The sequence below is a fragment of the Serratia sp. A07 genome, from assembly GCF_058725505.1.
The window spans coordinates 100,014-123,142 of the sequence record NZ_JBZXDO010000010.1; the positions used below are offsets into that span (position 1 = coordinate 100,014).

A 23,129-nucleotide genomic window follows, 5' to 3' on the forward strand; every position below is an offset into this window, starting at 1 on the left:
CCGTTAAAGGTACTTCTGGGCAAAGCGGTTGATGTCGCGAAAATCCGCCAGCCGCGCCTGCAGTGTGGCATGATCCCAGTGCCACCACTGGCTGCGTTCGATGCGTTCTATCAGCGCGTCGTCAAAGCGCATGCCGATCTTCTTGGCCGCCACGCCGGCGACGATGCTGTAAGGCTCCACGTCCTTGGTGACCACCGCCGCGCTGCCGATCACCGCGCCGTTACCGACGCTGACGCCCGGCATCAGGATGGCGTTATGGCCGATCCACACGTCGTGGCCGACGGTGACGTGGTGCTCGCGCCGCCAGTCGAAGAACGCCGCGTCGTCTTCCCCCAGCCCGTATTCGGAGGCGCGGTAGGTAAAGTGGTGCTGCGCGATGCGCTGGTAGGTTGGGTGGTTGCCGGGATTGATGCGCGCATAGGAGGCGATGGAGACGAACTTGCCGATGGTGGCGTAAAAGATCTGGTTGTGCCCGGCGGTGTAGGAGTAGTCCCCCATCTCCACCTCTTCCAGGATCGCATCGTCGGCCAGGTGCACATACTGGCCGAGCCGGGTGCGGTTAAGGGTCACGTTGTCGCCGATTTTCGGCTGGGCAAAGTCGTTCATGGCGTCGCGTCCTGAGCTTGTCGGGTAGGGGTGGGCAGCAGCGCCAGCAGCGCTGCCAAAGTGTCGTCGAGTGGGCCATCGTTGTGCAGCACCCGGCAGCCGGCGGGCAGACTCTGCTGATATTCCGCCGCCCGCGCCAGCCGCTGCTCGATCTGTTCGGCGCTTTCTCGCCCGCGATCCTGCAGGCGCCGGCGCAGGATCCCCGCGCTGACCTGCAGGCACACCGGCAGCAGCTGCGCACCATAGCGCTGCTGCGCCTGCGGCAGGTGGGCGCGCGAACCGTTGACCGCCACGTCGATCCCCTGCAGCAGCCAAAGATCCACCTCGATCCCGAACGCGTAGTGCTGCTGATGCGCCTGCCAGTCGAGCGCGAACAGCCCCTTGGCGCGGCGGCGCAGAAATTCCGGTTCGCTCAGCGCGATGTGATTCTCGCAGCCGGCGTCCGCCGGCCGGGTGATGTAACGGTGCGCCACCAGCGGCGCGCTGTCGGCGTCGGCCCGCAGCGCGGCCAGCAGGCTGTCCTTGCCTGCGCCGGAAGGCCCCATCAGGTAGATGAGCCGCGCCATCAGAACACCTGCCTGCCCTGGCGCCACACGTTCTGCACATAAACGTGCTCGCCGTGCGGCCGCGCCAGCACCAGATCCGCCCGCAGTCCTTCGGCGAGGGTGCCGCGATCCTGCAGATCCAGCGCCCGCGCCGGGTTGCGGGTGATCATGCGTACCGCCTGGGGCAGATCGTAGGCGTTGCGCTCGTCCGCCGCGAGGCGAAACGCCGCGTCCAGCAGGCTGGCCGGGTAATAATCGGAAGAGAGAATATCCAGCACCCCCAGCGCCGCCAGGTGGTGCGCCGCCACGTTGCCGGAGTGGGAACCGCCGCGCACGATGTTCGGCGCGCCCATCAGCACCTGCAGGCCCTGCTGGTGCGAGGCGCGGGCGGCTGCCTCGGTGGTGGGGAACTCGGCGATGGCGCTGCCCAGCGCGCAGGATTCGGCCACGTGCGCGGCGGTGGCGTCGTCATGGCTGGCCAGCGAGATGCGGCGCGCGCGGCAGTGGGCGGCGATCGCCTCGCGGTTCGGCGCGGCCCAGCGGGCGGACAGGGCGACCTGCTGCTCCTCGTACTCGCTCATCTGCTGGTCGTTGAGGTGATATTTGCCCTGATAGTATTCGCGGTATTTTTCGCGCGAGGCGAACTGGCGCTGGCCCGGCGAATGGTCCATCAGCGACACCAGCGACACGCCCGGCTTGTCCATCAGCTGTTCGAACAGCGGCAGGGTGCTCTCGTGCGGCAGCTCGCAGCGCAGGTGCAGCCGGTGCTCGGCGCGGTTCACCCCGGCGCGCTGACTGTGGATCACCGCGTCGATCATCTTCTGCAGGTTTTCCAGCCGGTGGCCGCCATCGCGCACGTCGCCGATCGCCACCGCGTCCAATACCGTGGTGATGCCGTTGGCCACCATCAGCGCGTCGTGGCTGCTCATCGCCGAATGGGCCGGCCAGTCAACGTTCGGGCGCGGGGTAAAGAACTTGTCCAGGTTGTCGGTATGCAGCTCGATCAGCCCCGGCAGCAGCCAGCCGCCGTCGCCGTCCAGCGCCTGCGGCAGCCGGCTCGGGCCGTCGGCGAAGCTGCGGATCACGCCGTCCTGCATCTCCAGCGAGCCTTGCACCACCTGGTCATCCAGCACCAGCTTAACGTTATTGACGATCATCAGAGGGCCTCCAGCGCCTGCGGCGCCTGCATGTCATAAAGCCGGTCGGCGACCTGTTGGCGGACGCCTTCATCGTGGAAAATGCCGACGATCGCCGCGCCGCGCGCCTTGGCGCGTTCGATAAGTTGCACCACCGCCGCGCTGTTGCGGCTGTCGAGCGAGGCGGTCGGTTCGTCCAGCAACAGAATGGGGTAATCGACGATAAAGCCGCGCGCGATGTTCACCCGCTGCTGCTCGCCGCCGGAGAAGGTGGACGGCGCCAGCGGCCACAGGCGCTGCGGCACGTTGAGCGCAGCGAGCAGCGCTTCGGCGCGTTCGCGGCACTCGGCGCGCTCGACGCCCTGTTCCAGCAGCGGCTGCATCACCACCTCCAGCGCGCTGATGCGCGGGATCACCCGCAGGAACTGGCTGACCCAGCCCAGCGTATGGCGGCGCACCGCCAGAATTTGGCGCGCGTCGGCGCTGACCATGTCCAGCCAGTCGCCCTGGTGGTTGATCCAGATATGGCCGCTGTCCGGCAGGTAGTTGGCGTACAGCGAGCGCAGCAGGGTGGATTTGCCGCTGCCGGAGTGGCCGTGCAGCACCACGCATTCGCCGCCGTGGACCGTCAGGTTGGCGTCGTGCAGCACCGGCAGGCGGGTGCCGTACTGCTGGTGCAGCACAAAGGTTTTACTGAGATGTTCAACTCGGATTTGCATAGTCATCTGTTATCGCCTTGGGTTACGACAGCACCGAAGAAACCAGCAGCTGGGTGTAGGGATGGTGCGGATCGTCCAGCACCCGGTCGGTCAGGCCGCTCTCCACCACTTCACCCTGTTTCATCACCAGCAGGCGGTGGGCCAGCAGCCGCGCCACGCCGAGATCGTGGGTGACGATCACCGCCGCCAGCTGCATTTCCACCACCAGGTTGCGCAGCAGATCGAGCAGGCGCGCCTGCACCGACACGTCTAGCCCGCCGGTCGGCTCATCCATAAACACCAGCTTGGGGTGGGTCACCAGATTGCGGGCGATTTGCAGCCGCTGCTGCATGCCGCCGGAGAAGGTGGTCGGCAGATCGTCGAGGCGCGACAGCGGGATTTCGACGTCTTCCAGCCACTGGCCGGCCTGGCGGCGAATGTCGCCATAGTGGCGCTGGCCGATGGCCATCAGCCGCTCACCGATGTTGCCGCCGGCGGAGACCTGCGGCCGCAGCCCGTCGAGCGGGTGCTGGTGCACCACGCCCCAGTCGGTGCGCAGCAGGCGGCGGCGATCGCTCTCCGCCATGGCGTACAGATCCTGTTCCTGGCCCGCCTGCGGGCGGTAAAGGATCTGCCCGCGCTGCGGCGCCAGCCGCGCCGAGATCGACTTCAGCAGTGTGGTTTTGCCGGAGCCTGACTCGCCGACGATGCCCAGCACTTCGCCGGGGTAGATGTCGAACGACACGTCGCTGAAGCCCTTGCCGGGGGCGTACAGGTGGGTGAGCCGGTTCACCGACAGCAGCGGAGTGGTGCTCAAAGGGGTGGAAGTCATCAGTGCTGCGCCTCTTGCGAAGATTGCGCCAGCTGCTGCCGGCAGTAGTCGGTGTCCGAACAGACGAACATGCGGTTGCCCCGATCGTCGAGCACCACCTCGTCCAGGTAGCTGTGGCGCGAGCCGCACAGCGCGCAGGGTTCGTCCCACTGCTGCACGCTGAACGGATGGTCGTCGAAGTCCAGGCTCTCCACCTTGGTGAACGGTGGCAGGGCGTAGATGCGTTTCTCGCGCCCGGCGCCGAACAGCTGCAGCGCCGGCATCATGTGCATTTTCGGGTTGTCGAATTTCGGGATCGGCGACGGATCCATCACGTAGCGATCGTTGACCTTCACCGGATAGGCGTAGGTGGTGGCGATATGGCCGTAGCGCGCGATGTCTTCATACAGCTTCACCTGCATCACGCCGTACTCCTCCAGCGCGTGCATCTTGCGGGTCTCGGTTTCGCGCGGTTCGATAAAGCGCAGTGGCTCCGGGATCGGCACCTGATAGATCAGGATCTGGTCTTCGCTCAGCGCGGTTTCCGGAATGCGGTGACGGGTTTGGATCAGCGTGGCCTCCGGCGTGCGTTCGGTGGTTTCTACCCCGGCGACGCGCTGGAAGAAGCGGCGGATCGACACCGCGTTGGTGGTGTCGTCGGCGCCCTGGTCGATCACCTTCAGCACGTCGGCGCGGCCGATGACGCTGGCGGTGAGCTGAATGCCGCCGGTGCCCCAGCCGTAGGGCATCGGCATCTCGCGGCCGCCGAATGGCACCTGATAGCCGGGGATCGCCACCGCCTTCAGGATGGCGCGGCGGATCATGCGCTTGGTCTGCTCGTCCAGATAACCGAGGTTATAGCCGGTCAATACTTCACTCATCGCGGGCCTCCTGACGCTCGCTGTATTCCTGTCGCAGCCGCTTGAGCAGCTCCAGTTCGGCCTGGAAGTCGACGTAGTGCGGCAGCTTGAGATGGGAGACGAAGCCGGCGGCCTCGACGTTGTCGGCGTGGGCCAGCACGAACTCTTCGTCCTGCGCCGGGCCGGCGACGCCTTCGCCGTAGTCGGGGCTCTGCAATGCGCGGTCCACCAGCGCCATCGCCATCGCCTTGCGTTCGGCGCGGCCGAACACCAGCCCGTAACCGCGGGTGAAGTGCGGCGGATGGTCCTTGGGATCGACAAAGCCGTTGACCATTTCGCACTCGGTCAGCAGGATTTCGCCGATGTCGATGGCGAAACCGAGCTCTTCAGGCACGATCTCCACCGAAACGTGGCCGGTGCGGATCTCGCCGGCGAACGGGTGGTTGCGGCCGTAGCCGCGCTGGGTGGCGTAGCCGAGCGCCAGCAGAAAACCTTCGTCGCCGCGCACCAGCTGCTGCAGGCGCGCCGAGCGCGAGCAGGGGTAAACCGGCGGGTTGCGGGTGATGTCGTCCGGCGTACTGCCGTCGTCCTGTTCCTCCCGCGCCAGCTGCTGGCGACACAGCAGATCGAACACGTGGCTGCAGTTGTCCGGCAGCGGTTCGTCGGCCTGCGGCGCACGCGGCGCCTCGCCTTCCGCCAGCAGCGCGAAGTCCAGCAGCCGGTGGGTGTAGTCGTAGGTCGGCCCCAGCACCTGCCCGCCGGGCAAGTCCTTGTAAACCGCCGAGATGCGCCGCTCCAGCCGCATGTTTTCGCTGGCCAGCGGCTCGCTGACCGCCAGGCGCGGCAGGGTGGTGCGGTAGGCGCGCAGCAGGAAGATCGCCTCCACCAGATCGCCGCTGGCCTGTTTGATGGCCAGCGCCGCCAGCTCACGATCGTAGATGCCGCCTTCGGTCATCACCCGATCCACCGCCAGCCCCAGCTGCTGTTCGATTTGTTCCGCGCCGATCGCCGGCAGCGCGTCGTCGCCGCGCCGCAGCTGTTCCTGCAGCTGATGGGCGGCCTCAATGGCTTTTTCGCCCCCTTTTACCGCTACGTACATCAGCACACCTCCACGCGGGTGGTCCGCGGGATCGCCAACAGGCGATCGCCGCAGGTCAGCAAGATATCCAGCCCCAGCGGGAAGCGCTGCGGGCGGTTGACCAGGTAATCCAGCAGCGCCGGCGGCAGGCGCGGCGCAATCAGGCGTTGGCTCTCGATGCCGGGGCCGGTCAGGCGCAGCGGGGCGCCGCTCTCCAGCTCGGCGAGCTGCACGATGACCGTGGCGCCAAACTCCGGCGAGATTTCCGTGCCGTGCGGCAACGCCTGCAGATCGGCGGCCTGCAGCTGCTCATCGAACAGGGCAAAACAGACCTCCTGCGCCGTGGCGGCCAGCGGCGCGCCGCTGTGAAAACGAATGTTTGTTAGCACTTGCTCACTTTTGAGCGCAGCGCACAGCTGCAGCGGCGTTTCCTGATCGGCCAGCGTCAGCAGCGCGGCGGTGCTGGCGGCGTTCAGCGGCGCCCAGGCCGGGCCGTTCGACAGCGTCACCCGGTGGCCCGGTTCGCTCAAGGCTTTAAGAATCAAACGGAAAGCGTGCTGCGATTGGTCTATCGGTTGTTCAAAACCGGTCAATAAACTCATGGCTTAATCCCCTCGCACCAGCGTAAAGAAGTCCACCCGGCTGGCGGCGATCGCCCGGGCGCGCAGCTGGCGCTGTTCGTGCTGCAGCGCGGCCAGCGGCGCGATCAGCTGTTGTTGCAGGCGTTCGCCGTGTTCCGGCTGTTGCAGCAGCGCATCGGCCAGCGCGCACAGCTCGGCGTGCGCCTTGTCGCGCCCGGCGATATAGCTGTAGCCGTAGCCGCCGTTGTCCAGCTGCACCACCGCGCGGGTGACCGTCATGTCCCCCAGCACGAAGCGGCGGCCGGTGGCGCCCATGCGCCCCTGCAGCTGGGCCAGGCCGATCTCCGGCGCGCGGATGCTGCGGTAACCCGGGCTGAGGTTCAGCGCCTGCCAGTGGCTGCGCAGCTGCTCGGGCCGGCTGTGCGCCAGCACCGACATCCAGCGTTGTCTCGACTCTAAGGCGTGCATTCAGTGCTCCATCGTCAGTTCAATCATGTCGGCGCGGGCCAGGCTGACGGAGTATTCCGCCACGTCTTCGCCGCCGCTGCGGACGTTAAGGGTGCGCACGCACAGCAGCGGCGCGTGGGTGGCGATCTCCAGCAGCCGGCTCTCTTTGGCCTGCGCGCGGCGCGCGCTGATGCGCGTCTGGCGGCGGGTCAGCGGCTGCTGGAGATGCTGTTCGATAAACTGGTGCAGCGAACCGCTGTGGAACTGCTGCAGCGCCGGCCACCAGTCCAGATCGGGCAGATAGTGGTCGATCACGCTCATCGGCACGCCGTTGACCCGGCGCAGGGTGCGCAGGTGGATCACCATTTCGCCTTCTTCACGCGAGAGTGCGCTGGCGACATGCCCATTGCACGGGCGCAAGACAGCGAGTAAGCGCTCACTGGTGGGGTGGCTGCCCTGCTCGAACAGGTTCTGGCTGAAGCGGGTATTGGCGTGCAGCGGGTAGTCGTAAGGCCGCATCAGCACCAGAATGCCGACGCCGTGGCGGCGCTGCAGCCAGCCGCGCTCCACCAGCTGATCCACCGCGCGGCGCAGGGTGTGGCGATTGACCTGGTAACGCTCGGCCAGCTGCTGTTCCGAAGGCAGGTAGTCGCCGCAGCGGTACTGCGTGCGCAGCTCCTGTTCCAGCTGCGCGGCGATCTGCTGATAGCGGGTGGGGTAAGTGGTCGGATGTCTAGATAACTCCATCATAATAAAAACCTCGTCATACCGATGGCTGTGCGATGAAGGCGGAAGCGGTGCGTTTCATCGGGCGTCTACCCTGTGGTTTTCAAGTTGGCATCATGGTGCCGGGCGCAGATGACAATCGCGTTACGCCTCGGTGGCGAACAGATGAACTATTTAGGACAGCCCGGGCGTGCACGGGCGGCGGCGGCGCGCTATGCTGGCGCCACTGTTGACTGACTCTGGCCGCTACCATGCCGCAACCTCTGAACGCCCCTGAACCCGCCCCACGCGCCTGGCCGCTGTGGAAACCGATCCTGTTTCTGCTGGTGGTGGCCGTCGGCCTCTACTACGTCAAATGGCAGCCTTACTACGGCAAAGCGTTCGTAGCGGCGGACAGCCACTCGATCGGCAAATCGATCCTGGCCGACGGCGCCGCGAGCCCCTGGCTGGCGGCCTGGCAGTACGCGCTGGTCTACTTCACCGCGGTGTGGAAGGCGGCGCTGCTCGGCGTGCTGCTAGGTTCGCTGGTGCAGGTGCTGATCCCGCGCGACTGGCTGGCGCGCACGCTCGGCCACCGGCGTTTTTCCGGCACCGTGCTGGGGGCGCTGATCGCGCTGCCGGGCATGATGTGCACCTGCTGCGCCGCGCCGGTCGCCGCCGGCATGCGCCGCCAGTCGGTGTCCAGCGGCGCCGCGCTGGCCTTTTGGCTCGCCAACCCGGTATTGAACCCGGCGACGCTGGTGTTCATGGGGTTTGTGCTCGGTTGGCCGTTCGCCGCCATCCGCCTGGTGGCGGGCGTGGTGATGGTGCTGGGCATCGCCTGGCTGGTGCAGCGCATGACCGCCAACGATCCGCAGCCCGCCGCGCCGCAGCCTTTGGTGCTGACGGCGCAGAGCGACGAGCGGCCGTTCCTCGCCCGCTGGGGCAAAGCGCTGTGGGCGCTGTTTTGGTCGACCATCCCGATCTACGTGTTAGCGGTGCTGGCGCTGGGCGCGGCGCGGGTCTGGCTGTTCCCGCACGCCGACGGCGCCGTCGACAATAGCCTGCTGTGGATCATCGCGCTGGCGATAGTCGGCTGCTTGTTCGTGATCCCCACCGCGGCGGAAATCCCGATCGTGCAGACCATGATGCTGGCGGGCATGGGCGCAGGCCCGGCGCTGGCGCTGCTGATGACCCTGCCGGCGGTCAGCCTGCCTTCGCTGCTGATGCTCAACAAGGCCTTCTCCGCCCGCGCGCTGTGCCTGACGGCGGCGCTGGTGGCGCTGTGCGGCGCACTGACCGGCGTGGTGGGGATGGGGTTGGTGTTGGTGTAACTTACCGTTGCTGATGAGTGGCCCGATGCTGTCTCAAGGAGGAGATAGAAATGGAACAGCGGAATAAACCTGAAATGGACGTAGAGGCGATGTTTGTGGTGCAAGCGCTGCGTGAAAGGGTGGATGCCGCCCTTGAACGCTTAAGAAACGGCACCGCGGTTTATCTCAGCCATTCGGAGGCAGAAAAACGAATAGCTTTATTTAAAGCGAAAATTCGGGAACGTTATTGGCGGGGGATTGAGGGGAATTCGTTCAGGGCTGGGCTGGTAGTTTCTACGAATAGAACTGCCAGGCGGCTTTGAGCGAAAAGCGGACATTCAGGTCGTGAATTAAAAACTTGTTTATTAGGAAGGTTAATCTGAACAACCTACATAGACATAGATGGTGAAGTTGATCAAAAGCAGGATATCATAATGCCTATACTGCGTTAATTCTTGACAAGCATATAATTTTTCACTAATTAAACTTTCAATGAGGATACCAGAGAGTCTTTTCTTATAGCATGATCTTTTCGCAATAACACAAGTTCAAGCACTGCATAGGGTTCAAGAGACTTTTTTATAATGCTCTCTTCATCGATAAGCTCATCAAAGGAGGAAGGCCTCTTCAAGGATTTAAATTCTTTTAATATAGTTTGATATTGCTCTGATAAACCATAATGCTGCGCTATTTCTATGAATAAATCCCGATAATATATTGGTTTTTTAATCGGGTATGAATCGACGATTTCGGCAAGGGTACTTAAAACAAGAATGTGAAACATCTGAAAAGGCCATAGTTGTTCATGTTTTCGATTCATTTTCAGGTGCCGTGGAAAAGAGGGGGCTTTCTTGTCTAATACTGGTGTAAAAAGATGTCTCTTAATCATCCATTTTTTCCAAAGCGAATAGTTTTTCTTGAAGAATGTGTCGTGTCCGTTTGAGTATTCTGAGGCTAAAGTTTCAACCTTTTCTTTTATATGACGCAATTTGTCGATGTTAATTAATTCTAGTATATATTGGCTCCTTCTTTTATGAATGCTTGCCTCTACAGAAGGATGTTTCAACCACAAGCAATTAATGACGTTAGACTCATCGTCAAAGTAGTTACATATTGCGTATTTATCAGTAAGAGGCAGCAATTCAGGAATACAGCTTGAGTATGAATAAGCAACTCTGATCGTTCTGCCTCCCGTAACTATATCGAGAATGACACATTCATCAGACTCAAACGTCAGCGAGACTTTTTGACATATAACAGTGCGAGCAGTAAATACCTCTCGATTTATGTTATGCGTCTCACCATTGTGTTCGAGTTCTATGTCTTGGCGTATACAGGGGAGATACAGCGTTTTATCTTTCATAGAACGCTTAACGAGTTCGTGTACTTTAGATTCTCTTTCAGCTTTGGCTCGCTGCTGTTCTTGTTCAACCTTTTCCAAGTGCTTGAGCTTCTTTTTCTCCAGAGCTGAGTGGTAGATCCATTTGTAGTCTACGTTGTTAACTTTTAGTAGAGCGACCCATTCGTCAATGCTCCTGTTTTCATTCGGTGGAAAACGGTACTCAATCGAATCAATCTGGTGGTCGATGTAATATTGTCTCTTCTCTTCTTCACATTCATGGGTAACCCAGACTTCGATTGCTACATCACCAACGCCTGTTTCTAAGTACACATCTGCCCAGTATTTTCCGATCTTGTACTCAAGGGTTGATTTACTAATGTCTGTGGAAAATTCAGGAACAAAGATGTCAGTATCATCTAAAGACAACGAATTTTGGGGGAGGGTAAACTTGGATATCGATAAGAAGTGTTGCTGCATCCCGATGTGCAACTGTGTCATTTGACAGTCTCGGCTTTCTTCTTTAGTTGTATGCGAGAAATGGTGTCTGACTACCCTACCGTTGTTCTTTGCTACCAGAGCGTCTCCACAGTTCTTACAGATGCATTCACAGCGTTTTCCGTTAGGAACGGAATCAACGTGAACAATCTTGTTTGTATTTTTATGGAGGGCATACTCAAATAGCATTTATTCTTTTAGCATCCTTGTTCAGATATGACGCTGATTGGTCTTCATTTGACCTATTCTTGATTAGAAGACCACTTTTCCAACTGTTCGGACCATTCTTGCATCATTGCCTTCCTTTCATCAAGGTAATGTAAACACCCCGTATAACCGTGCCATGCGATTTTAGATATCTTGACTGAATGTGTCGTAATGTTCGCAACATCCGCTCCTGGCACAAACCCGCCCGTCAGATTGGCTCCATGCCGTAATTGTGCCAGATCAAGTCTGTGCTGCCAGCTCATCGCAACCTATGCACCACCTGGTTGCTGCTGCCGCGCCAGATCAGCGCCGGGTCTTTCAAATCCTGCACGAACTTGCCGTCGATCAACACGTTGATCCTGTCCACCACCTGCATTTGCTGCGCGTCCAGTTCCGCCAGCCGGTAGCCGGTCCACAGCCAGATATCCTTGCCGGGGCACTCGGCGCGCACCCGTTTCACCAGCGTTAAGATGCTCGGCACGTTGGCCGGATGCAGCGGATCGCCGCCGGAGAGTGACAGCCCCTGGCGCGGCACGCGCGAATCGTTCAGATCGGTGATGATGCGGTCTTCCAGCGCCGGGGTAAACGGCTGGCCGGAGTTGAGCCGCCAGGTGCTTTTGTTGTAGCAACCGGGGCACTGGTGCACGCAGCCGGCGACAAACAGCGTGCAGCGGGTGCCGGGGCCGTTGACGACGTCAATCGGGTAGTACTGGTGATAATTCATGTGAGGCCTGCCCATCAGGCTATTTTACTGGCCATTTTGCCTCCGGGCAGTGCTGCCAATCCTCACGTACTGCGTGTACGCTCCGGTTGGTGCGCGCTGGCCGAAGGCAAACTGGCTGCGACAATCACGCCTGATGAACAGGCTTCTGCATAGGTTGCACGGCGCTTTTCAGCCGAGCTGCCCGTTGCCGAGGTGTTTCACCCGGCGTTTCACCTCTTCCTGCTTGCCGGCGTTGAACGGCCGGGCATCGGGGCTGCCGAGGTAGCCGCACACCCGGCGGGTGACCGAGACCTTGGCCGAGTCGTGGTTGCCGCATTTCGGGCAGGTGAAGCCCTTGCTGGTGCAGGAGAATTCACCGGTGAAGCCGCACTCGTAGCACTCGTCGATCGGCGTGTTGGTGCCGTAGTAAGGCACCCGGCTGTAGCTGTAGTCCCACACGTCTTCCAGCGCCTTCAGGTTGTGCTGCAGGTTCGGGTACTCGCCGTAGCAGATGAAGCCGCCGCTGGCCAACGGCGGGTAGGGCGCTTCGAAGTCCAGCTTGTCATACGGGTTAACTTTCTTCTCCACGTCGAGGTGGAAGCTGTTGGTGTAATAGCCCTTGTCGGTGACGCCCGGCACTACGCCGAAATCGGCGGTGTCCAGCCGGCAGAAGCGATCGCACAGGTTCTCGCTCGGCGTGCTGTAGAGGCTGAAGCCGTAGCCGGTCTCGTCTTTCCAGGCGTCGACGGCGGCGCGTAGCCGCGCGACGATCGCCACCGCTTTGGCGCGCAGCGCTTCGTCGTCATACACGTGGTTTTCGCCGCCGAACAGCGCGTTGATGGTTTCGTGCAGGCCGATATAGCCCAGCGAGATTGAGGCGCGGCCGTTCTTGAAGATATCGGCGATGTTGTCGTCGGCCTTGAGCCGCACGCCGCAGGCGCCTTCCATGTACAAGATTGGTGCCACCCGCGCCTTGATGCCTTCCAGCCGGGCGATGCGCGTCATCAGGGCCTTTTTCGCCAGCTGCAGGCGCTGATCCAGCAGCGTCCAGAAGCGCGACTCATCGCCCATCGCCTCCAGCGCGATGCGCGGCAGGTTGAGGCTGATGACGCCGATGTTGTTGCGGCCGTCGTGCACCAGTTCGCCGTCCTGCTCGTAGGTGCCGAGGAAGCTGCGGCAGCCCATCGGCGTTTTGAACGAGCCGGTGACCTTCACCACCTGATCGTAGTTGAGGATATCCGGGTACATGCGCTTGCTGGCGCACTCCAGCGCCAGCTGCTTGATGTCGTAGTTCGGATCGCCGTACTGGTGGTTGAGGCCGTCGCGGATGGCGAACACCAGTTTGGGGAACACGGCGGTCTTGCGGTTTTTGCCCAGCCCGGCGATGCGGTTTTTCAGGATTGAGCGCTGGATCAGGCGCGACTCCCAGCTGGTGCCGAGGCCGAAGCCGAAGGTGACGAACGGCGTCTGGCCGTTGGCGGTGTGCAGGGTGTTGACCTCGTACTCCAGCGACTGGAAGGCGTCGTAACACTCTTTCTCGGTACGCGCCATGGCATAGCCTTTGGCGTCCGGGATCTGCCATTCCTCCGCCACCTGCAGGTGTTTGCGGAAGCTCTCGTCGACGAACGGCGCCAGAATTTCATCGATGCGGTTGATGGTGGTGCCGCCATAGATATGGCTGGCGACCTGGGCGATGATCTGCGCGGTCACGGCGGTGGCGGTGGAGATCGACTTCGGCGGCTCAATCTCGGCGTTGCCCATCTTGAAGCCGTTGGTCAGCATGCCTTTCAGATCGATCAGCATGCAGTTGAACATCGGGAAGAACGGCGAGTAGTCGAGATCGTGGTAGTGAATTTCGCCGCGTTCATGGGCCAGCACCACGTCGCGTGGCAGGATGTGCTGCTTGGCGTAGTGTTTGGCGACGATGCCCGCCAGCAGGTCGCGCTGGGTGGGGATCACCTTGCTGTCCTTGTTGGCGTTCTCGTTCAGCAGCGCGCGGTTGCTCTGCTCGACCAGGCCGCGAATCTCCTGGTTCAGGCGGCCGCGCAGCTCGCGCGCCACGTCGCGATCGTGGCGGTATTCGATGTAGGCGCGCGCCAGCTGTTTGTACTCGCCGGCCATCAGCTGGTTTTCCACCGCCTGCTGGATCTCGTGGATATCGACGCGCGGCTGCTGCTCCATGCGCTGAGCGACCACGCGGGCGACGGTGGCGCAGTAGTCGGCGTCAACCACGCCCACCGCCAGCGCGGCGCGCTCAATGGCCTGCGCGATGCGCGCTTCGTCAAAAGGTACCTGGCAACCGTCCCGCTTAATCACTACTGGTTTCACGTTGTACTCCTTGTTCCCCGAGGGAGCGTTCATACCCGCCTGGCGTGGCGAGCAACCGTCAAATTTCGCTTATCCACAGGGCAAAGCCGCAGCGCGCAAGGGCTGTGGCGGCGTGTGGATGATTTTGTGGATAACTACTATATATAGGTGTTCGCAATTCTTAATGCACTATATATAGATATTGGCGAGATTCTTTTGATGTAGAACAAGGAAAACGGAAGAGCGTGCGCAAGCTGAACAGTCGTCAATCGCTCACTGGCCGATCGCGGAAATGTTCCAGCAGAAAGTCGACCCAGACGCGCACCCGCGGCGGCAGATCCGCCGAGGCGTAATAGAGCCACAGCTGCACCGGGCGCGGCCAGCACTCCGCCAGCACCGGCCGCAGCGTGCCCTGCTCAAAGTGCTTTTCGAGGTACCAGCGCGCCAGGTTGACGATGCCCAGCCCGGCCAGCGCCGCATCCAGCAACATTTCCGGGCGGCTCACCACCAATCGGCCGTTCAGATCCAGCGCCAGCGTTTCGCCCTGATGGCGCAGCTGCCATTTGACGTGGCGGCCGTTGCTGGGGTTGCGGTGCAGCAGGCAGTCGTGCCGCAGCAGGTCGTGCGGCGTTTGCGGTTCACCGCGCCGCGCCAGATAGTCGGGCGACGCCGCCAGCACCATGTGCATCGGGTAGAGCGGGCGCGCCACCAGCCGGCTGTCGGGATCGACCCGGCTGCCGATGCCGACGTCGAAGCCTTCGCCCACCAGATTCACCACCCGGGCGTCCAGCGACAGATCGAGATCGATCTGCGGGTAGCGCGCCAGAAATTGCGGGATCAACGGCATCAGCATCTGGCGGCCGAAGCCGGGGATCATCGTGACGCGCACCACCCCGGCCGGCGCCTGCCGCTCGCCGCCGGCGCTTTCCAGCGTCGCCGCCAACGCCTGCCACAGCGGCGCCACCTGCGCCAGCAGCGCTTTGCCTTCGTCGGTCAGCAGCACGTTGTGGGTGTTGCGCTGAAACAGCCGCAGCGCCAGCTTCTCTTCCAGCGCGCGGATATTTTTGCTGACCGCCGCCGGCGTGACGCCCAGCTGGCGGGCGGCGGCGGAGAAATTTTGCGCCTGCGCGGCGGCGAGGAAGGCCGGCAGCAGGCGGTGCACGTCAAAGGGCAGCGACATAGTGGTTGATACTTTCGGTTGAAATTGAAGTGACCTTGAACAGCCTACACCCGAAGCGGCAGAAATGGAAAAATGCCTCATCTTCTTTACGTTCAAGGAATCCTTTATGTCACGCATTTTAGTGTTAACCGCCCACCGCACCCCCGACGAGTCGCGCATCAACCAGGCGCTGATCGAGGCCGTGCGCCCGCTGCCTAACGTGACCGTGCACGAGCTGATCCGCGCTTACCCGGATTACCGCATCGACGTGGCGCGCGAACAGGCACTGCTGGAAAGCCACGATGCGGTGGTGATGATGTTCCCGTTTTTCTGGTACAGCTCGCCGGCGATCCTGCGCGAATGGCAGGACGCGGTATTAACCTATGGTTTCGCCTACGGCAGCGAGGGCACCAAACTGCACGGCAAGCCGCTGCAGCTGGTGGTGAGCACCGGCGGCAACGCACAGGCCTACACGCCGGCAGGCTACAACCGCTATCCGGTGCAGGATCTGCTGCTGCCGTTCCACGCGCTGGCTAACCTGACCGGCATGGATTATCTGCCGCCGCATCTGGTGCAGGGCGTGACCGACATGAGCGATGAGCAGTTGGCGCAAGCGGCCGCCGGGGTGGTGGCGCTGATGGGGACATTGTAGGGCGCAGCGCTCGCCGCGCCCTGCGGGATCAGTCTTCGAGCAGCCACCACACCGCTTCGAACGGCCGCAGCGTCAGAGCCTGCGGCTGATCCGCCGAGTCGCTGTAGTTGCTCATCAGCGGGCGCCACTGGGCGGAGGCTTCCACGCCTTCCGCCGCCCAGGCCAGCGGTTCGCGGCTCAGGTTGGCTACCACCAGCAGGCGCTGGCCGTTCCAGCTGCGCTGATAGCACCACAGCGCCGGGTGATCCGGCGCCAGATCCTGATAGTCGCCGTGGGTCAGCAGCGGATACTGCTTGCGCAGGATGATCAGCTGGCGGTAGGCGTAAAACACCGAGTCGAGATCGGCCAGCGCCGCGTCGGCGTTGATCTGCGGGTAGTTCTCGGCGCAGCCGATCCACGGCGTGCCGGTGGTGAAACCGGCGTGCGGCGCGGCGCTCCACTGCATCGGCGTGCGGCCGTTGTCGCGCGATTTGTCCGCCAGGATCGCCAGCAGTTCGGCGTCGCCGCGGCCCTGGGCGCTCAGTTCGGCGTACATGTTCAGGCTTTCCACGTCGCGGTACTGCTCGATGGTGCGGAAGCCGGGGTTGGTCATGCCGATCTCTTCACCCTGGTAGATATAAGGCGTGCCCTGCATGCCGTGCAGCACCATCGCCAGCATTTTGGCGGCCGGCACCCGCAGTGCGCCTTCATCGCCGAAGCGCGACACGATGCGCGGCTGATCGTGGTTACACCAGAACAGCGCGTTCCAGGCGCGGTTATGCATCCCTTGCTGCCAGTGGCGGAAGATCTGCTTTAACTCCACGTAATCCGGCGCCGCCCGCGTCCATTTTTCGCCGTTGGCGTAGTCCACTTTCAGGTGGTGGAAGTTGAAGGTCATCGACAGCTCTTCGCCGCTCTGCGCCGCGTACTGCTGGCAATGCTCAAGCGTGGTGGAAGACATCTCGCCCACCGTCATCAGGCCGCGTGGCTGGAACACGTCGCGGCTCATTTCCTGCAGGAACTCGTGAATGCGCGGGCCGTCGGTGTAGAAGCGGCGGCCGTCGCCCTGGCTGTCGGACGGGAAGTCCTGCTGCTTGGACACCAGGTTGATCACGTCGAGGCGCAGGCCGTCGACGCCTTTGTCCGCCCAAAACTGACACACTTTCTTCAGCTCTTCGCGCACCGGTGGGTGCTCCCAATTGAGATCCGCCTGCTCGACGGCAAACAGGTGCAGATAGTACTGGCCGCTGTCGGCGTGCCACTGCCAGGCGTTGCCGCCGAACTTGGAGCGCCAGTTGTTCGGCGGCGTATCCCCCTCGCCGTCGCGCCAGACGTAGAACTGGCGATACGGGCTGTGGCGATCCTGCGCGGCCTTGAACCACGGGTGCTCGGTCGAGGTGTGGTTGAACACCATGTCCATCACGATGCGGATGCCGCGCCGGTGGGCGGCGGCGACCAGCTGCTCGAAGTCCGCCATGGTGCCGTAAGCCGGATCGATGGCGCAGTAGTCCGCCACGTCATAGCCGTTGTCCACCTGGGGTGAGACGTAGACCGGCGTCAGCCAGATGGCGTCGACGCCCAGTTCCTGCAGATAGTCCAGCCGCCGGGTCACGCCGGCCAAATCGCCGTAGCCGTTGCCGGTGCTGTCTTGAAAACTCTTCGGATAAATTTGATAGATGACGCCGTTCTGCCACCAGGGGGTTGGGTTGCTCATAGATCAATACCTTTGAATCGTGACAACGGGCCTGCGTAAGCAGGCCCCTACATTCATTTTGCGTCAATTAAACCGGCAGCTCGCCGCGGGCGGCCTTGCGTTTGTAGACCATGATGGTCAGCACCAGCGGGATGACGATCGCCACCAGAATTGCCAGCGAGTAAATCAGCCAGAACTGCGGCTTGATAGACAGGATGCCCGGCAGGCCGCCGACGCCGATGCCGTTGGCCATCACGCCGTCCAGGCCGCAGATAAGGCCTGCGATCGCGGAGCCGATCATCGCGCACAGCATCGGGAAGCGGTATTTGAGGTTGATGCCGTACATCGCCGGTTCGGTCACGCCGAGGTAGGCGGAGATCGCCGCCGGCACCGAGATTTCACGCTCGTTGGCCTTGCGGCTGATGATGATGATGCCGAGCACCGCCGAGGCCTGCGCGATGTTGGACAGCGCAATCAGCGGCCATACCGGGGTGCCGCCCATGCTCTGGATCATCTGCATGTCGATGGCCAGCGTGGTCTGGTGCACGCCGGTGATCACCAGCGGTGCATACAGGAAGCCGAACAGCGCGGCGCCCACCGGGGCGAAGCTGCCGGTCATCACCGCTTTCACCGCCCAGGCGACGCCGTCGCCGATCATGCGGCCGAACGGCCCGATCAGCGCGTGCGCCAGGAACACCGCCAGCAGCAGCGAAACTACCGGCACCACCACCAGATAGAGATAGTCGGGGACGATCTTTTTCAGCCGGGTTTCGATCCAGCCCAGCGCCATGCCCGCCAGGATCGACGGGATCACCTGCGCCTGATAGCCGACTTTCTGGATCACGAACCAGCCGAAGTTCCACACTTCCGGCGTTTGCTGGCCGAGCAGGTAGGAGTTCATCAGCTGCGGCGACACCAGGGTGACGCCCAGCACGATGCCGAGCACCGGCGTGCCGCCCATCTTTTTCACCGTCGACCAGCAAATGGCCACCGGCAGGAACATGAAGATCGCTTCACCCAGCAGCCACAGGAAGTCGTAAACGGTTTTCCACGCCGGGTGTATCTGCGCCAGCGTTTGGCCGTCGGACATCGGGATGTCGCCGATCACGTTGCGGAAGCCGAGGATCAGACCGCCGCTGATCAGCGCCGGCAGCAGCGGGAAGAAGATCTCGGCGAAGTGGGAGATGGTGCGCTCGGTCCTGGTCATGTTCTGGCGCGCGGCTACCTTGGCCTGTTCTTTGTCGGCTTCGTTGACGCCGGTGCTGGCGATCAGCGCCTGATAGTAGTCGCCGACGTCGGTGCCGATCACCACCTGGAACTGCCCGGCGTTGGTGAAGCAACCTTTGACCATCGGCAGCTCTTCGATTTCTTTGGGGCTGGCCTTGCTGGGGTCATTGAGAACGAAACGCAGCCGGGTAATGCAATGGCTGACGGTGGCGATGTTCTCGCGGCCGCCGACCAAAACAATCAGGCGATCAATATCCTGCTGTTTTACTTTGCTCATTATGGGATACCTGCAGAGGTGTTGACTGAGTAATGATCAAAGCTTAGCCACTCGGCTTTTTGAATGAAATGGGAACGTTCCCGGTTTGGGGCGAGGATCACAAAATGACAAAAAATGGTCAACTTCTAAGCAGGTCGTCAGGAAAGTTTGCTGGGCACCACCAGGCGGCGGATCCCCTGTTCGCCGCTGAGCTGTGCCAGCAGCTGCTGCGCCGCCAGCAGGCCGGCGCTGCCGTAGCCGAACTCGACCGACAGGGTATCGGGGAACAGGAAGCTGAGCAGCGGGGTGTTGCCGATGGCGCACACCTGAATGGCGTGCGCCGGCTGCTGCTGCAGATATTTAATCGCCCCCAAGGCGATGCTGTCGGAGGCGCAGATCAGCGCGCTGGTGTGCGAGTCGATCACCTCGGCGGCGTGTTGGAAACCGCTCTGGTAGCTCAGCTCGCCCAGCGTGGCGCGCGGCGTGAGCTTGAGGCGTTCACAGGCGTCGAGGTAGGCCTGGTAGCGGCGTTGGCCGGTGGTGGCGTCGCTGAGCTGCACCCCCAGATAGCCGATATGCCGGTGCCCTTGCCGGTGCAGGCGATCCATCAGCAGGTTCACCGCGCCGGCGTCGTCGTAGCAGACGGACGAGAAGCCGTCGTATTCACGCACCATCACCACCATTTTTTCCTGCCACGGTTTGAGCATCGCCGCGGTCAGGCCGGTGAAGCCGAACAGGATCACGCCGTCGACGTTGCGCTGGCGCAGCACGTGCAGGTGCTCCTGCACCAGGCGGGTTTCGAACTGGCTCTCCATCACGATCGGGTCGAAGCCCTGCTGATACAGCAGCGGCAGCATGGTGCGCACCGCCTGGTTTTCCGACGGCGAATCGAGACGGGAAACGATGATGCCCACCACCTTGTCGCTCTGGCCGCGCATGGCGCGCGCCGACTTGGAGGGGGTAAACCCTTGCTGACGGATCACCGCTTCCACCCGTTCGCGGGTTTGCGGGCTCACGCTGCCTTCATTGTTCAGCACGCGTGAGACGGTGGATTTGCCTACGCCGCTCAGGCGTGCGATGTCCTTGATGGTCAGCCGGTTTTGCATGGTTTACTTGTCGTTTAGGTTGTAAGGCGTAAATTGACGGCCAATAATGAATGCCCGTCAGCATAGCTCATTTTCCGACGCGGATCTTGATGCAAAACGGGATTGTGACATTGCGATGAACGGCCGCTCCTGCCGCTCTGTTTTTCCCTTTACCGGAGGTTATACCCCATATGGACCCCGACCCGACTGCTTTAGACACTCACTCGGTTCTCCGGTAAAACCTCTCCGCCTGGCGCTGCTGTTTTACCGGTGAAGTACATCACGGTAACCGGTGGCGCGCGCTTCGTCGTTCGCTCCTGCTGCTGAAAAAAAGAATAAGGATCTGCATTGGCAGAGGCTTTTTGGCGTGCCCGCCATCCGCCCGGCCGATGACGATCCCCGTTTACCCGCTGCCGTGAGGCACCGGGCGACGAGGTGCGACCATGAAACTGAAAAAACTCCCCCGTCAGCTGCTGGGCCTGTTCGCCCGCGGCCTTCCGCGCCGTTTGGTGCGCCGCGACAGCCTGCTGGACAGCGTCGGCGGCGCTGCGCGCGATATGCCGGCCGGCCTGGCGCAGCAGCGGCTGGAATGCGCCGCCGCAGAGACGATGCAGCTGTTTGAGCGTTTCCACAGCCACCCGGAAGGCATCACCGCCCATGAGGCGGAACAGGTGCGCCAGCGCTGCGGCGAGAACGTTATCGACGATCAGCAGAAAGAGGCCTGGTGGCAGCACCTCTGGCACTGCTACCGCAACCCGTTCAACCTGCTGCTGACCGCGCTCGGCATGATTTCTTATGCCACCGAGGATCTGACCGGCGCCTTGGTGATCGCGCTGATGGTGCTGATCTCCACGCTGCTGAACTTCATCCAGGAGGCGCGCTCCAACCGGGCGGCCGACGCGCTGAAGGCCATGGTGAGCAACACCGCCACGGTGATCCGCAGCGACGCGCTCACCGGCAAGAGCGAGCACGTGGAGCTGCCGATCGCGCAGCTGGTGCCGGGCGATATCATCAAGCTGGCGGCCGGCGACATGATCCCGGCGGATCTGCGCGTGCTGTCGGCCAAGGATCTGTTCATCAGCCAGGCGGCGCTGACCGGTGAATCGCTGCCGGTGGAGAAATCCGCGGCGCCGCAGGCGTTGGCGGCCGATCCGCTCGACTGCCAGAACCTGTGCTTCATGGGCACCAACGTGGTCAGCGGCACCGCGCTGGCGATGGTGATCGGCACCGGCGGCAACACCTATTTCGGCCAGCTGGCGCAGCGCGTCACCAGCCAGGATGAGCAGCCGAACGCCTTCCAGAGCGGCATCAGCAAGGTCAGCTGGCTGCTGATCCGCTTTATGCTGGTGATGACGCCGATCGTGCTGCTGATCAACGGCTACACCAAGGGCGACTGGTGGGAAGCGGCGCTGTTCGCGCTGTCGGTGGCGGTCGGGCTGACGCCGGAAATGCTGCCGATGATCGTCACCTCGACGCTGGCCAAAGGGGCGGTGAAACTGTCGCGCCAGAAGGTGATCGTCAAACGCCTGGACGCCATCCAGAACTTCGGTGCCATGGATATTCTGTGTACCGACAAGACCGGCACCCTTACCCAAGACAAGATCGTACTGGAGCGCCATACCGACGTGTTCGGCGCCAGCAGCGAGCGGGTGCTGCGCTACGCCTGGCTGAACAGCTTCTACCAGACCGGGCTGAAAAACCTGCTCGACGTGGCGGTGCTGAGCTGCGCGGAGCAAAATCAGCAGCCGGAAGCGCTGCAGCACTACCGCAAGGTGGATGAGATCCCGTTCGACTTTGTGCGCCGCCGCATGTCGGTGGTGGTGGCGAAAGACAACGAGTATCACGAGCTGGTGTGCAAGGGCGCGCTGGAAGAGATGCTGGCGATTTGCAGCCACGTGCGCCACGAAGACGAGGTGATCCCGCTCAGCGAGGCGCTGCTGACGCGCATTCGCCGCATCACCGACGATCTCAACCAGCAGGGGCTGCGGGTGGTGGCAGTGGCCAACAAGATCCTGCCGGCACAAACCCATGAATACGGCGTGGCGGACGAGTCGGATCTGATCCTCGAAGGCTACGTCGCCTTCCTCGATCCGCCGAAGGAGAGCACCGCGCCGGCGCTGGCGGCGCTGAAACAGAACGGCGTCACGGTGAAGATCCTCACCGGCGACAACGAGCTGGTGGCCGCCAAAGTGTGCCGGGACGTCGGGCTGGCGGCCGAGCACCTGCTGCGCGGCAGCGAGATCGAGCAGATGGACGACGAGCAGCTGGCCCAGGCGGCGGCGCGCACCACGGTGTTCGCCAAGCTGACGCCGCTGCACAAAGAGCGCATCGTCAAACTGCTGCGCCGCCAGGGGCACGTGGTGGGCTTTATGGGCGACGGTATCAACGACGCGCCGGCGCTGCGTGCGGCCGATATCGGCATCTCCGTCGATTCGGCGGTGGACATCGCCAAGGAAGCGGCGGACATCATCCTGCTGGAAAAAAGCCTGATGGTGCTGGAGCAGGGGGTGATCGAAGGGCGCCGTACCTTCGCCAACATGCTGAAATACATCAAGATGACCGCCAGCTCCAACTTCGGTAACGTGTTCAGCGTGCTGATCGCCAGCGCCTTCCTGCCGTTCCTGCCGATGCTGCCGCTGCACCTGTTGATTCAGAACCTGATGTACGACATCTCGCAGATCGCCATCCCGTTTGATAACGTCGACGACGATCAGATCACCCAGCCGCAGCGCTGGAACTCCGCCGATCTGGGGCGGTTTATGGTGTTCTTTGGGCCGATCAGCTCGATCTTCGACGTGCTGACCTTCTGCCTGATGTGGTGGGTGTTCAAGGCCAATACGCCGGAAATGCAGACGCTGTTCCAGTCCGGCTGGTTCGTTGAAGGGCTGCTGTCGCAAACGCTGATCGTGCACATGATCCGCACGCGCAAAATTCCGTTTATCCAGAGCCGCCCATCCTGGCCGCTGTGCATCATGACGCTGGCGGTGATCGCCACCGGCATCGGCCTGGTGTTCTCGCCGCTGGCCGGCTTCCTGCAGCTGCAGGCGCTGCCGCTCGCCTACTTCCCGTGGCTGGTGCTGATCCTCGCCGGTTACATGGTGCTGACCCAGTGCGTGAAAGGCTGGTTCGTGCGCCGCTACGGCTGGCAATAACCCGCTCGCCCCCTCCGGCCGGGAGGGGGCAACTGTGATCCCGTCCGCTTTTTCACCGTAACGGTTGGACATCTGTTCTGTGCTGAGTCTTT

The 23,129-nt window shown here is 62.3% G+C and carries 21 protein-coding genes; 4 read left to right on the forward strand and 17 right to left on the reverse strand.

What is annotated here, in order from left to right; translation table 11 throughout:
• Positions 1-3: 3 nt before the first annotated feature.
• The 10 genes from AC4PR2_RS13030 to phnF are packed head-to-tail and all read right to left on the reverse strand — an operon-like array spanning position 4 to position 7,512.
• The gene (locus AC4PR2_RS13030; protein ID WP_015376431.1) at positions 4-606 is read right to left on the reverse strand and encodes a DapH/DapD/GlmU-related protein; all 603 of its coding nucleotides are present in this window, start codon (positions 604-606) and stop codon (positions 4-6) included.
• The gene (phnN, locus tag AC4PR2_RS13035) at positions 603-1,172 is read right to left on the reverse strand and encodes a ribose 1,5-bisphosphokinase (RefSeq protein WP_492175194.1); all 570 of its coding nucleotides are present in this window, start codon (positions 1,170-1,172) and stop codon (positions 603-605) included. Before phnN ends, AC4PR2_RS13030 begins: the two co-directional genes overlap by 4 nt.
• Entirely contained in the window at positions 1,172-2,308 is a 1,137-nt protein-coding gene (gene phnM / locus AC4PR2_RS13040) for an alpha-D-ribose 1-methylphosphonate 5-triphosphate diphosphatase (RefSeq protein WP_015376433.1), read from the reverse strand. Before phnM ends, phnN begins: the two co-directional genes overlap by 1 nt.
• Positions 2,308-3,012 carry a phosphonate C-P lyase system protein PhnL gene (gene phnL, locus AC4PR2_RS13045; RefSeq protein ID WP_047729228.1) on the reverse strand — a complete coding sequence of 235 codons (705 nt, stop codon included), beginning with the start codon at positions 3,010-3,012 and terminating at the stop codon, positions 2,308-2,310. The genes phnM and phnL overlap by 1 nt, the downstream gene beginning before the upstream one ends.
• Before the next feature lie 16 nt (positions 3,013-3,028).
• Positions 3,029-3,817: a phosphonate C-P lyase system protein PhnK gene (phnK, locus tag AC4PR2_RS13050; RefSeq protein WP_038879071.1), complete on the reverse strand. Its 789-nt coding sequence runs from the start codon at positions 3,815-3,817 to the stop codon at positions 3,029-3,031.
• Positions 3,817-4,677: an alpha-D-ribose 1-methylphosphonate 5-phosphate C-P-lyase PhnJ gene (locus tag AC4PR2_RS13055; RefSeq protein ID WP_049198733.1), complete on the reverse strand. Its 861-nt coding sequence runs from the start codon at positions 4,675-4,677 to the stop codon at positions 3,817-3,819. Before AC4PR2_RS13055 ends, phnK begins: the two co-directional genes overlap by 1 nt.
• A complete protein-coding gene (locus AC4PR2_RS13060; RefSeq protein WP_041037630.1) occupies positions 4,670-5,755 on the reverse strand; it encodes a carbon-phosphorus lyase complex subunit in 1,086 nt (361 codons plus the stop codon). The genes AC4PR2_RS13055 and AC4PR2_RS13060 overlap by 8 nt, the downstream gene beginning before the upstream one ends.
• The gene (gene phnH, locus AC4PR2_RS13065) at positions 5,755-6,336 is read right to left on the reverse strand and encodes a phosphonate C-P lyase system protein PhnH (protein ID WP_048232515.1); all 582 of its coding nucleotides are present in this window, start codon (positions 6,334-6,336) and stop codon (positions 5,755-5,757) included. Before phnH ends, AC4PR2_RS13060 begins: the two co-directional genes overlap by 1 nt.
• A 3-nt stretch (positions 6,337-6,339) precedes the next feature.
• Positions 6,340-6,783 carry a phosphonate C-P lyase system protein PhnG gene (gene phnG / locus AC4PR2_RS13070; RefSeq protein WP_016929298.1) on the reverse strand — a complete coding sequence of 148 codons (444 nt, stop codon included), beginning with the start codon at positions 6,781-6,783 and terminating at the stop codon, positions 6,340-6,342.
• Positions 6,784-7,512, reverse strand: coding sequence for a phosphonate metabolism transcriptional regulator PhnF (gene phnF / locus AC4PR2_RS13075; RefSeq protein ID WP_015376439.1), 729 nt, complete (start codon positions 7,510-7,512; stop codon positions 6,784-6,786).
• Positions 7,513-7,739: 227 nt separating this feature from the next.
• On the opposite strand from phnF, the gene AC4PR2_RS13080 reads away from it, so the two are divergent.
• Together AC4PR2_RS13080 and AC4PR2_RS13085 are read left to right on the forward strand one after the other, a co-directional pair.
• A complete protein-coding gene (locus tag AC4PR2_RS13080) occupies positions 7,740-8,801 on the forward strand; it encodes a permease (protein ID WP_492175195.1) in 1,062 nt (353 codons plus the stop codon).
• Between the two features lie 50 nt (positions 8,802-8,851).
• Positions 8,852-9,103: a hypothetical protein gene (locus AC4PR2_RS13085; protein ID WP_492175196.1), complete on the forward strand. Its 252-nt coding sequence runs from the start codon at positions 8,852-8,854 to the stop codon at positions 9,101-9,103.
• Between the two features lie 158 nt (positions 9,104-9,261).
• On the opposite strand, the gene AC4PR2_RS13090 is transcribed toward AC4PR2_RS13085, so the two are convergent.
• From AC4PR2_RS13090 to AC4PR2_RS13105, 4 genes are all read right to left on the reverse strand, one after another.
• Positions 9,262-10,620: a hypothetical protein gene (locus AC4PR2_RS13090; RefSeq protein WP_492175197.1), complete on the reverse strand. Its 1,359-nt coding sequence runs from the start codon at positions 10,618-10,620 to the stop codon at positions 9,262-9,264.
• Between the two features lie 463 nt (positions 10,621-11,083).
• Positions 11,084-11,548: an anaerobic ribonucleoside-triphosphate reductase-activating protein gene (gene nrdG / locus AC4PR2_RS13095; RefSeq protein ID WP_197757303.1), complete on the reverse strand. Its 465-nt coding sequence runs from the start codon at positions 11,546-11,548 to the stop codon at positions 11,084-11,086.
• Between the two features lie 168 nt (positions 11,549-11,716).
• The gene (gene nrdD, locus AC4PR2_RS13100; RefSeq protein ID WP_015376445.1) at positions 11,717-13,855 is read right to left on the reverse strand and encodes an anaerobic ribonucleoside-triphosphate reductase; all 2,139 of its coding nucleotides are present in this window, start codon (positions 13,853-13,855) and stop codon (positions 11,717-11,719) included.
• 244 nt (positions 13,856-14,099) lie between these two features.
• Entirely contained in the window at positions 14,100-15,014 is a 915-nt protein-coding gene (locus tag AC4PR2_RS13105; RefSeq protein ID WP_102985536.1) for a LysR family transcriptional regulator, read from the reverse strand.
• A gap of 106 nt (positions 15,015-15,120) precedes the next feature.
• On the opposite strand from AC4PR2_RS13105, the gene AC4PR2_RS13110 reads away from it, so the two are divergent.
• The gene (locus tag AC4PR2_RS13110) at positions 15,121-15,645 is read left to right on the forward strand and encodes an NAD(P)H-dependent oxidoreductase (protein ID WP_047729213.1); all 525 of its coding nucleotides are present in this window, start codon (positions 15,121-15,123) and stop codon (positions 15,643-15,645) included.
• A 28-nt stretch (positions 15,646-15,673) separates the two neighbouring features.
• Here the strand turns inward: AC4PR2_RS13110 and treC are convergent, their stop codons facing one another.
• The 3 genes from treC to treR all read right to left on the reverse strand — a co-directional run bounded on the left by treC (position 15,674) and on the right by treR (position 19,906).
• Positions 15,674-17,338, reverse strand: a complete 1,665-nt coding sequence (gene treC / locus AC4PR2_RS13115) for an alpha,alpha-phosphotrehalase (RefSeq protein WP_330113211.1) — start codon at positions 17,336-17,338, stop codon at positions 15,674-15,676.
• Between the two features lie 67 nt (positions 17,339-17,405).
• Positions 17,406-18,821, reverse strand: coding sequence for a PTS trehalose transporter subunit IIBC (gene treB / locus AC4PR2_RS13120; protein WP_492175198.1), 1,416 nt, complete (start codon positions 18,819-18,821; stop codon positions 17,406-17,408).
• A 137-nt stretch (positions 18,822-18,958) separates the two neighbouring features.
• Positions 18,959-19,906 carry a trehalose operon repressor TreR gene (treR, locus tag AC4PR2_RS13125; RefSeq protein ID WP_038879034.1) on the reverse strand — a complete coding sequence of 316 codons (948 nt, stop codon included), beginning with the start codon at positions 19,904-19,906 and terminating at the stop codon, positions 18,959-18,961.
• Between the two features lie 422 nt (positions 19,907-20,328).
• Here treR and mgtA point away from each other — a divergent pair, with 422 nt between their 5' ends.
• Complete coding sequence (gene mgtA / locus AC4PR2_RS13130) at positions 20,329-23,037, forward strand: magnesium-translocating P-type ATPase (protein ID WP_084826926.1); 2,709 nt, start codon at positions 20,329-20,331, stop codon at positions 23,035-23,037.
• The last annotated feature ends 92 nt before the right edge of the window (positions 23,038-23,129 follow it).

What these genes read in the sequence shown, in the direction of transcription:
- AC4PR2_RS13030 (WP_015376431.1), bottom strand. Translation starts at nt 606, where the DNA reads ATGAACGACTTTGCCCAGCCGAAAATCGGCGACAACGTGACCCTTAAC.
- phnN (WP_492175194.1), bottom strand. Translation starts at nt 1,172, where the DNA reads ATGGCGCGGCTCATCTACCTGATGGGGCCTTCCGGCGCAGGCAAGGAC.
- phnM (WP_015376433.1), bottom strand. Translation starts at nt 2,308, where the DNA reads ATGATCGTCAATAACGTTAAGCTGGTGCTGGATGACCAGGTGGTGCAA.
- phnL (WP_047729228.1), bottom strand. Translation starts at nt 3,012, where the DNA reads ATGACTATGCAAATCCGAGTTGAACATCTCAGTAAAACCTTTGTGCTG.
- phnK (WP_038879071.1), bottom strand. Translation starts at nt 3,817, where the DNA reads ATGACTTCCACCCCTTTGAGCACCACTCCGCTGCTGTCGGTGAACCGG.
- AC4PR2_RS13055 (WP_049198733.1), bottom strand. Translation starts at nt 4,677, where the DNA reads ATGAGTGAAGTATTGACCGGCTATAACCTCGGTTATCTGGACGAGCAG.
- AC4PR2_RS13060 (WP_041037630.1), bottom strand. Translation starts at nt 5,755, where the DNA reads ATGTACGTAGCGGTAAAAGGGGGCGAAAAAGCCATTGAGGCCGCCCAT.
- phnH (WP_048232515.1), bottom strand. Translation starts at nt 6,336, where the DNA reads ATGAGTTTATTGACCGGTTTTGAACAACCGATAGACCAATCGCAGCAC.
- phnG (WP_016929298.1), bottom strand. Translation starts at nt 6,783, where the DNA reads ATGCACGCCTTAGAGTCGAGACAACGCTGGATGTCGGTGCTGGCGCAC.
- phnF (WP_015376439.1), bottom strand. Translation starts at nt 7,512, where the DNA reads ATGATGGAGTTATCTAGACATCCGACCACTTACCCCACCCGCTATCAG.
- AC4PR2_RS13080 (WP_492175195.1), top strand. Translation starts at nt 7,740, where the DNA reads ATGCCGCAACCTCTGAACGCCCCTGAACCCGCCCCACGCGCCTGGCCG.
- AC4PR2_RS13085 (WP_492175196.1), top strand. Translation starts at nt 8,852, where the DNA reads ATGGAACAGCGGAATAAACCTGAAATGGACGTAGAGGCGATGTTTGTG.
- AC4PR2_RS13090 (WP_492175197.1), bottom strand. Translation starts at nt 10,620, where the DNA reads ATGACACAGTTGCACATCGGGATGCAGCAACACTTCTTATCGATATCC.
- nrdG (WP_197757303.1), bottom strand. Translation starts at nt 11,548, where the DNA reads ATGAATTATCACCAGTACTACCCGATTGACGTCGTCAACGGCCCCGGC.
- AC4PR2_RS13105 (WP_102985536.1), bottom strand. Translation starts at nt 15,014, where the DNA reads ATGTCGCTGCCCTTTGACGTGCACCGCCTGCTGCCGGCCTTCCTCGCC.
- AC4PR2_RS13110 (WP_047729213.1), top strand. Translation starts at nt 15,121, where the DNA reads ATGTCACGCATTTTAGTGTTAACCGCCCACCGCACCCCCGACGAGTCG.
- treC (WP_330113211.1), bottom strand. Translation starts at nt 17,338, where the DNA reads ATGAGCAACCCAACCCCCTGGTGGCAGAACGGCGTCATCTATCAAATT.
- treB (WP_492175198.1), bottom strand. Translation starts at nt 18,821, where the DNA reads ATGAGCAAAGTAAAACAGCAGGATATTGATCGCCTGATTGTTTTGGTC.
- treR (WP_038879034.1), bottom strand. Translation starts at nt 19,906, where the DNA reads ATGCAAAACCGGCTGACCATCAAGGACATCGCACGCCTGAGCGGCGTA.
- mgtA (WP_084826926.1), top strand. Translation starts at nt 20,329, where the DNA reads ATGAAACTGAAAAAACTCCCCCGTCAGCTGCTGGGCCTGTTCGCCCGC.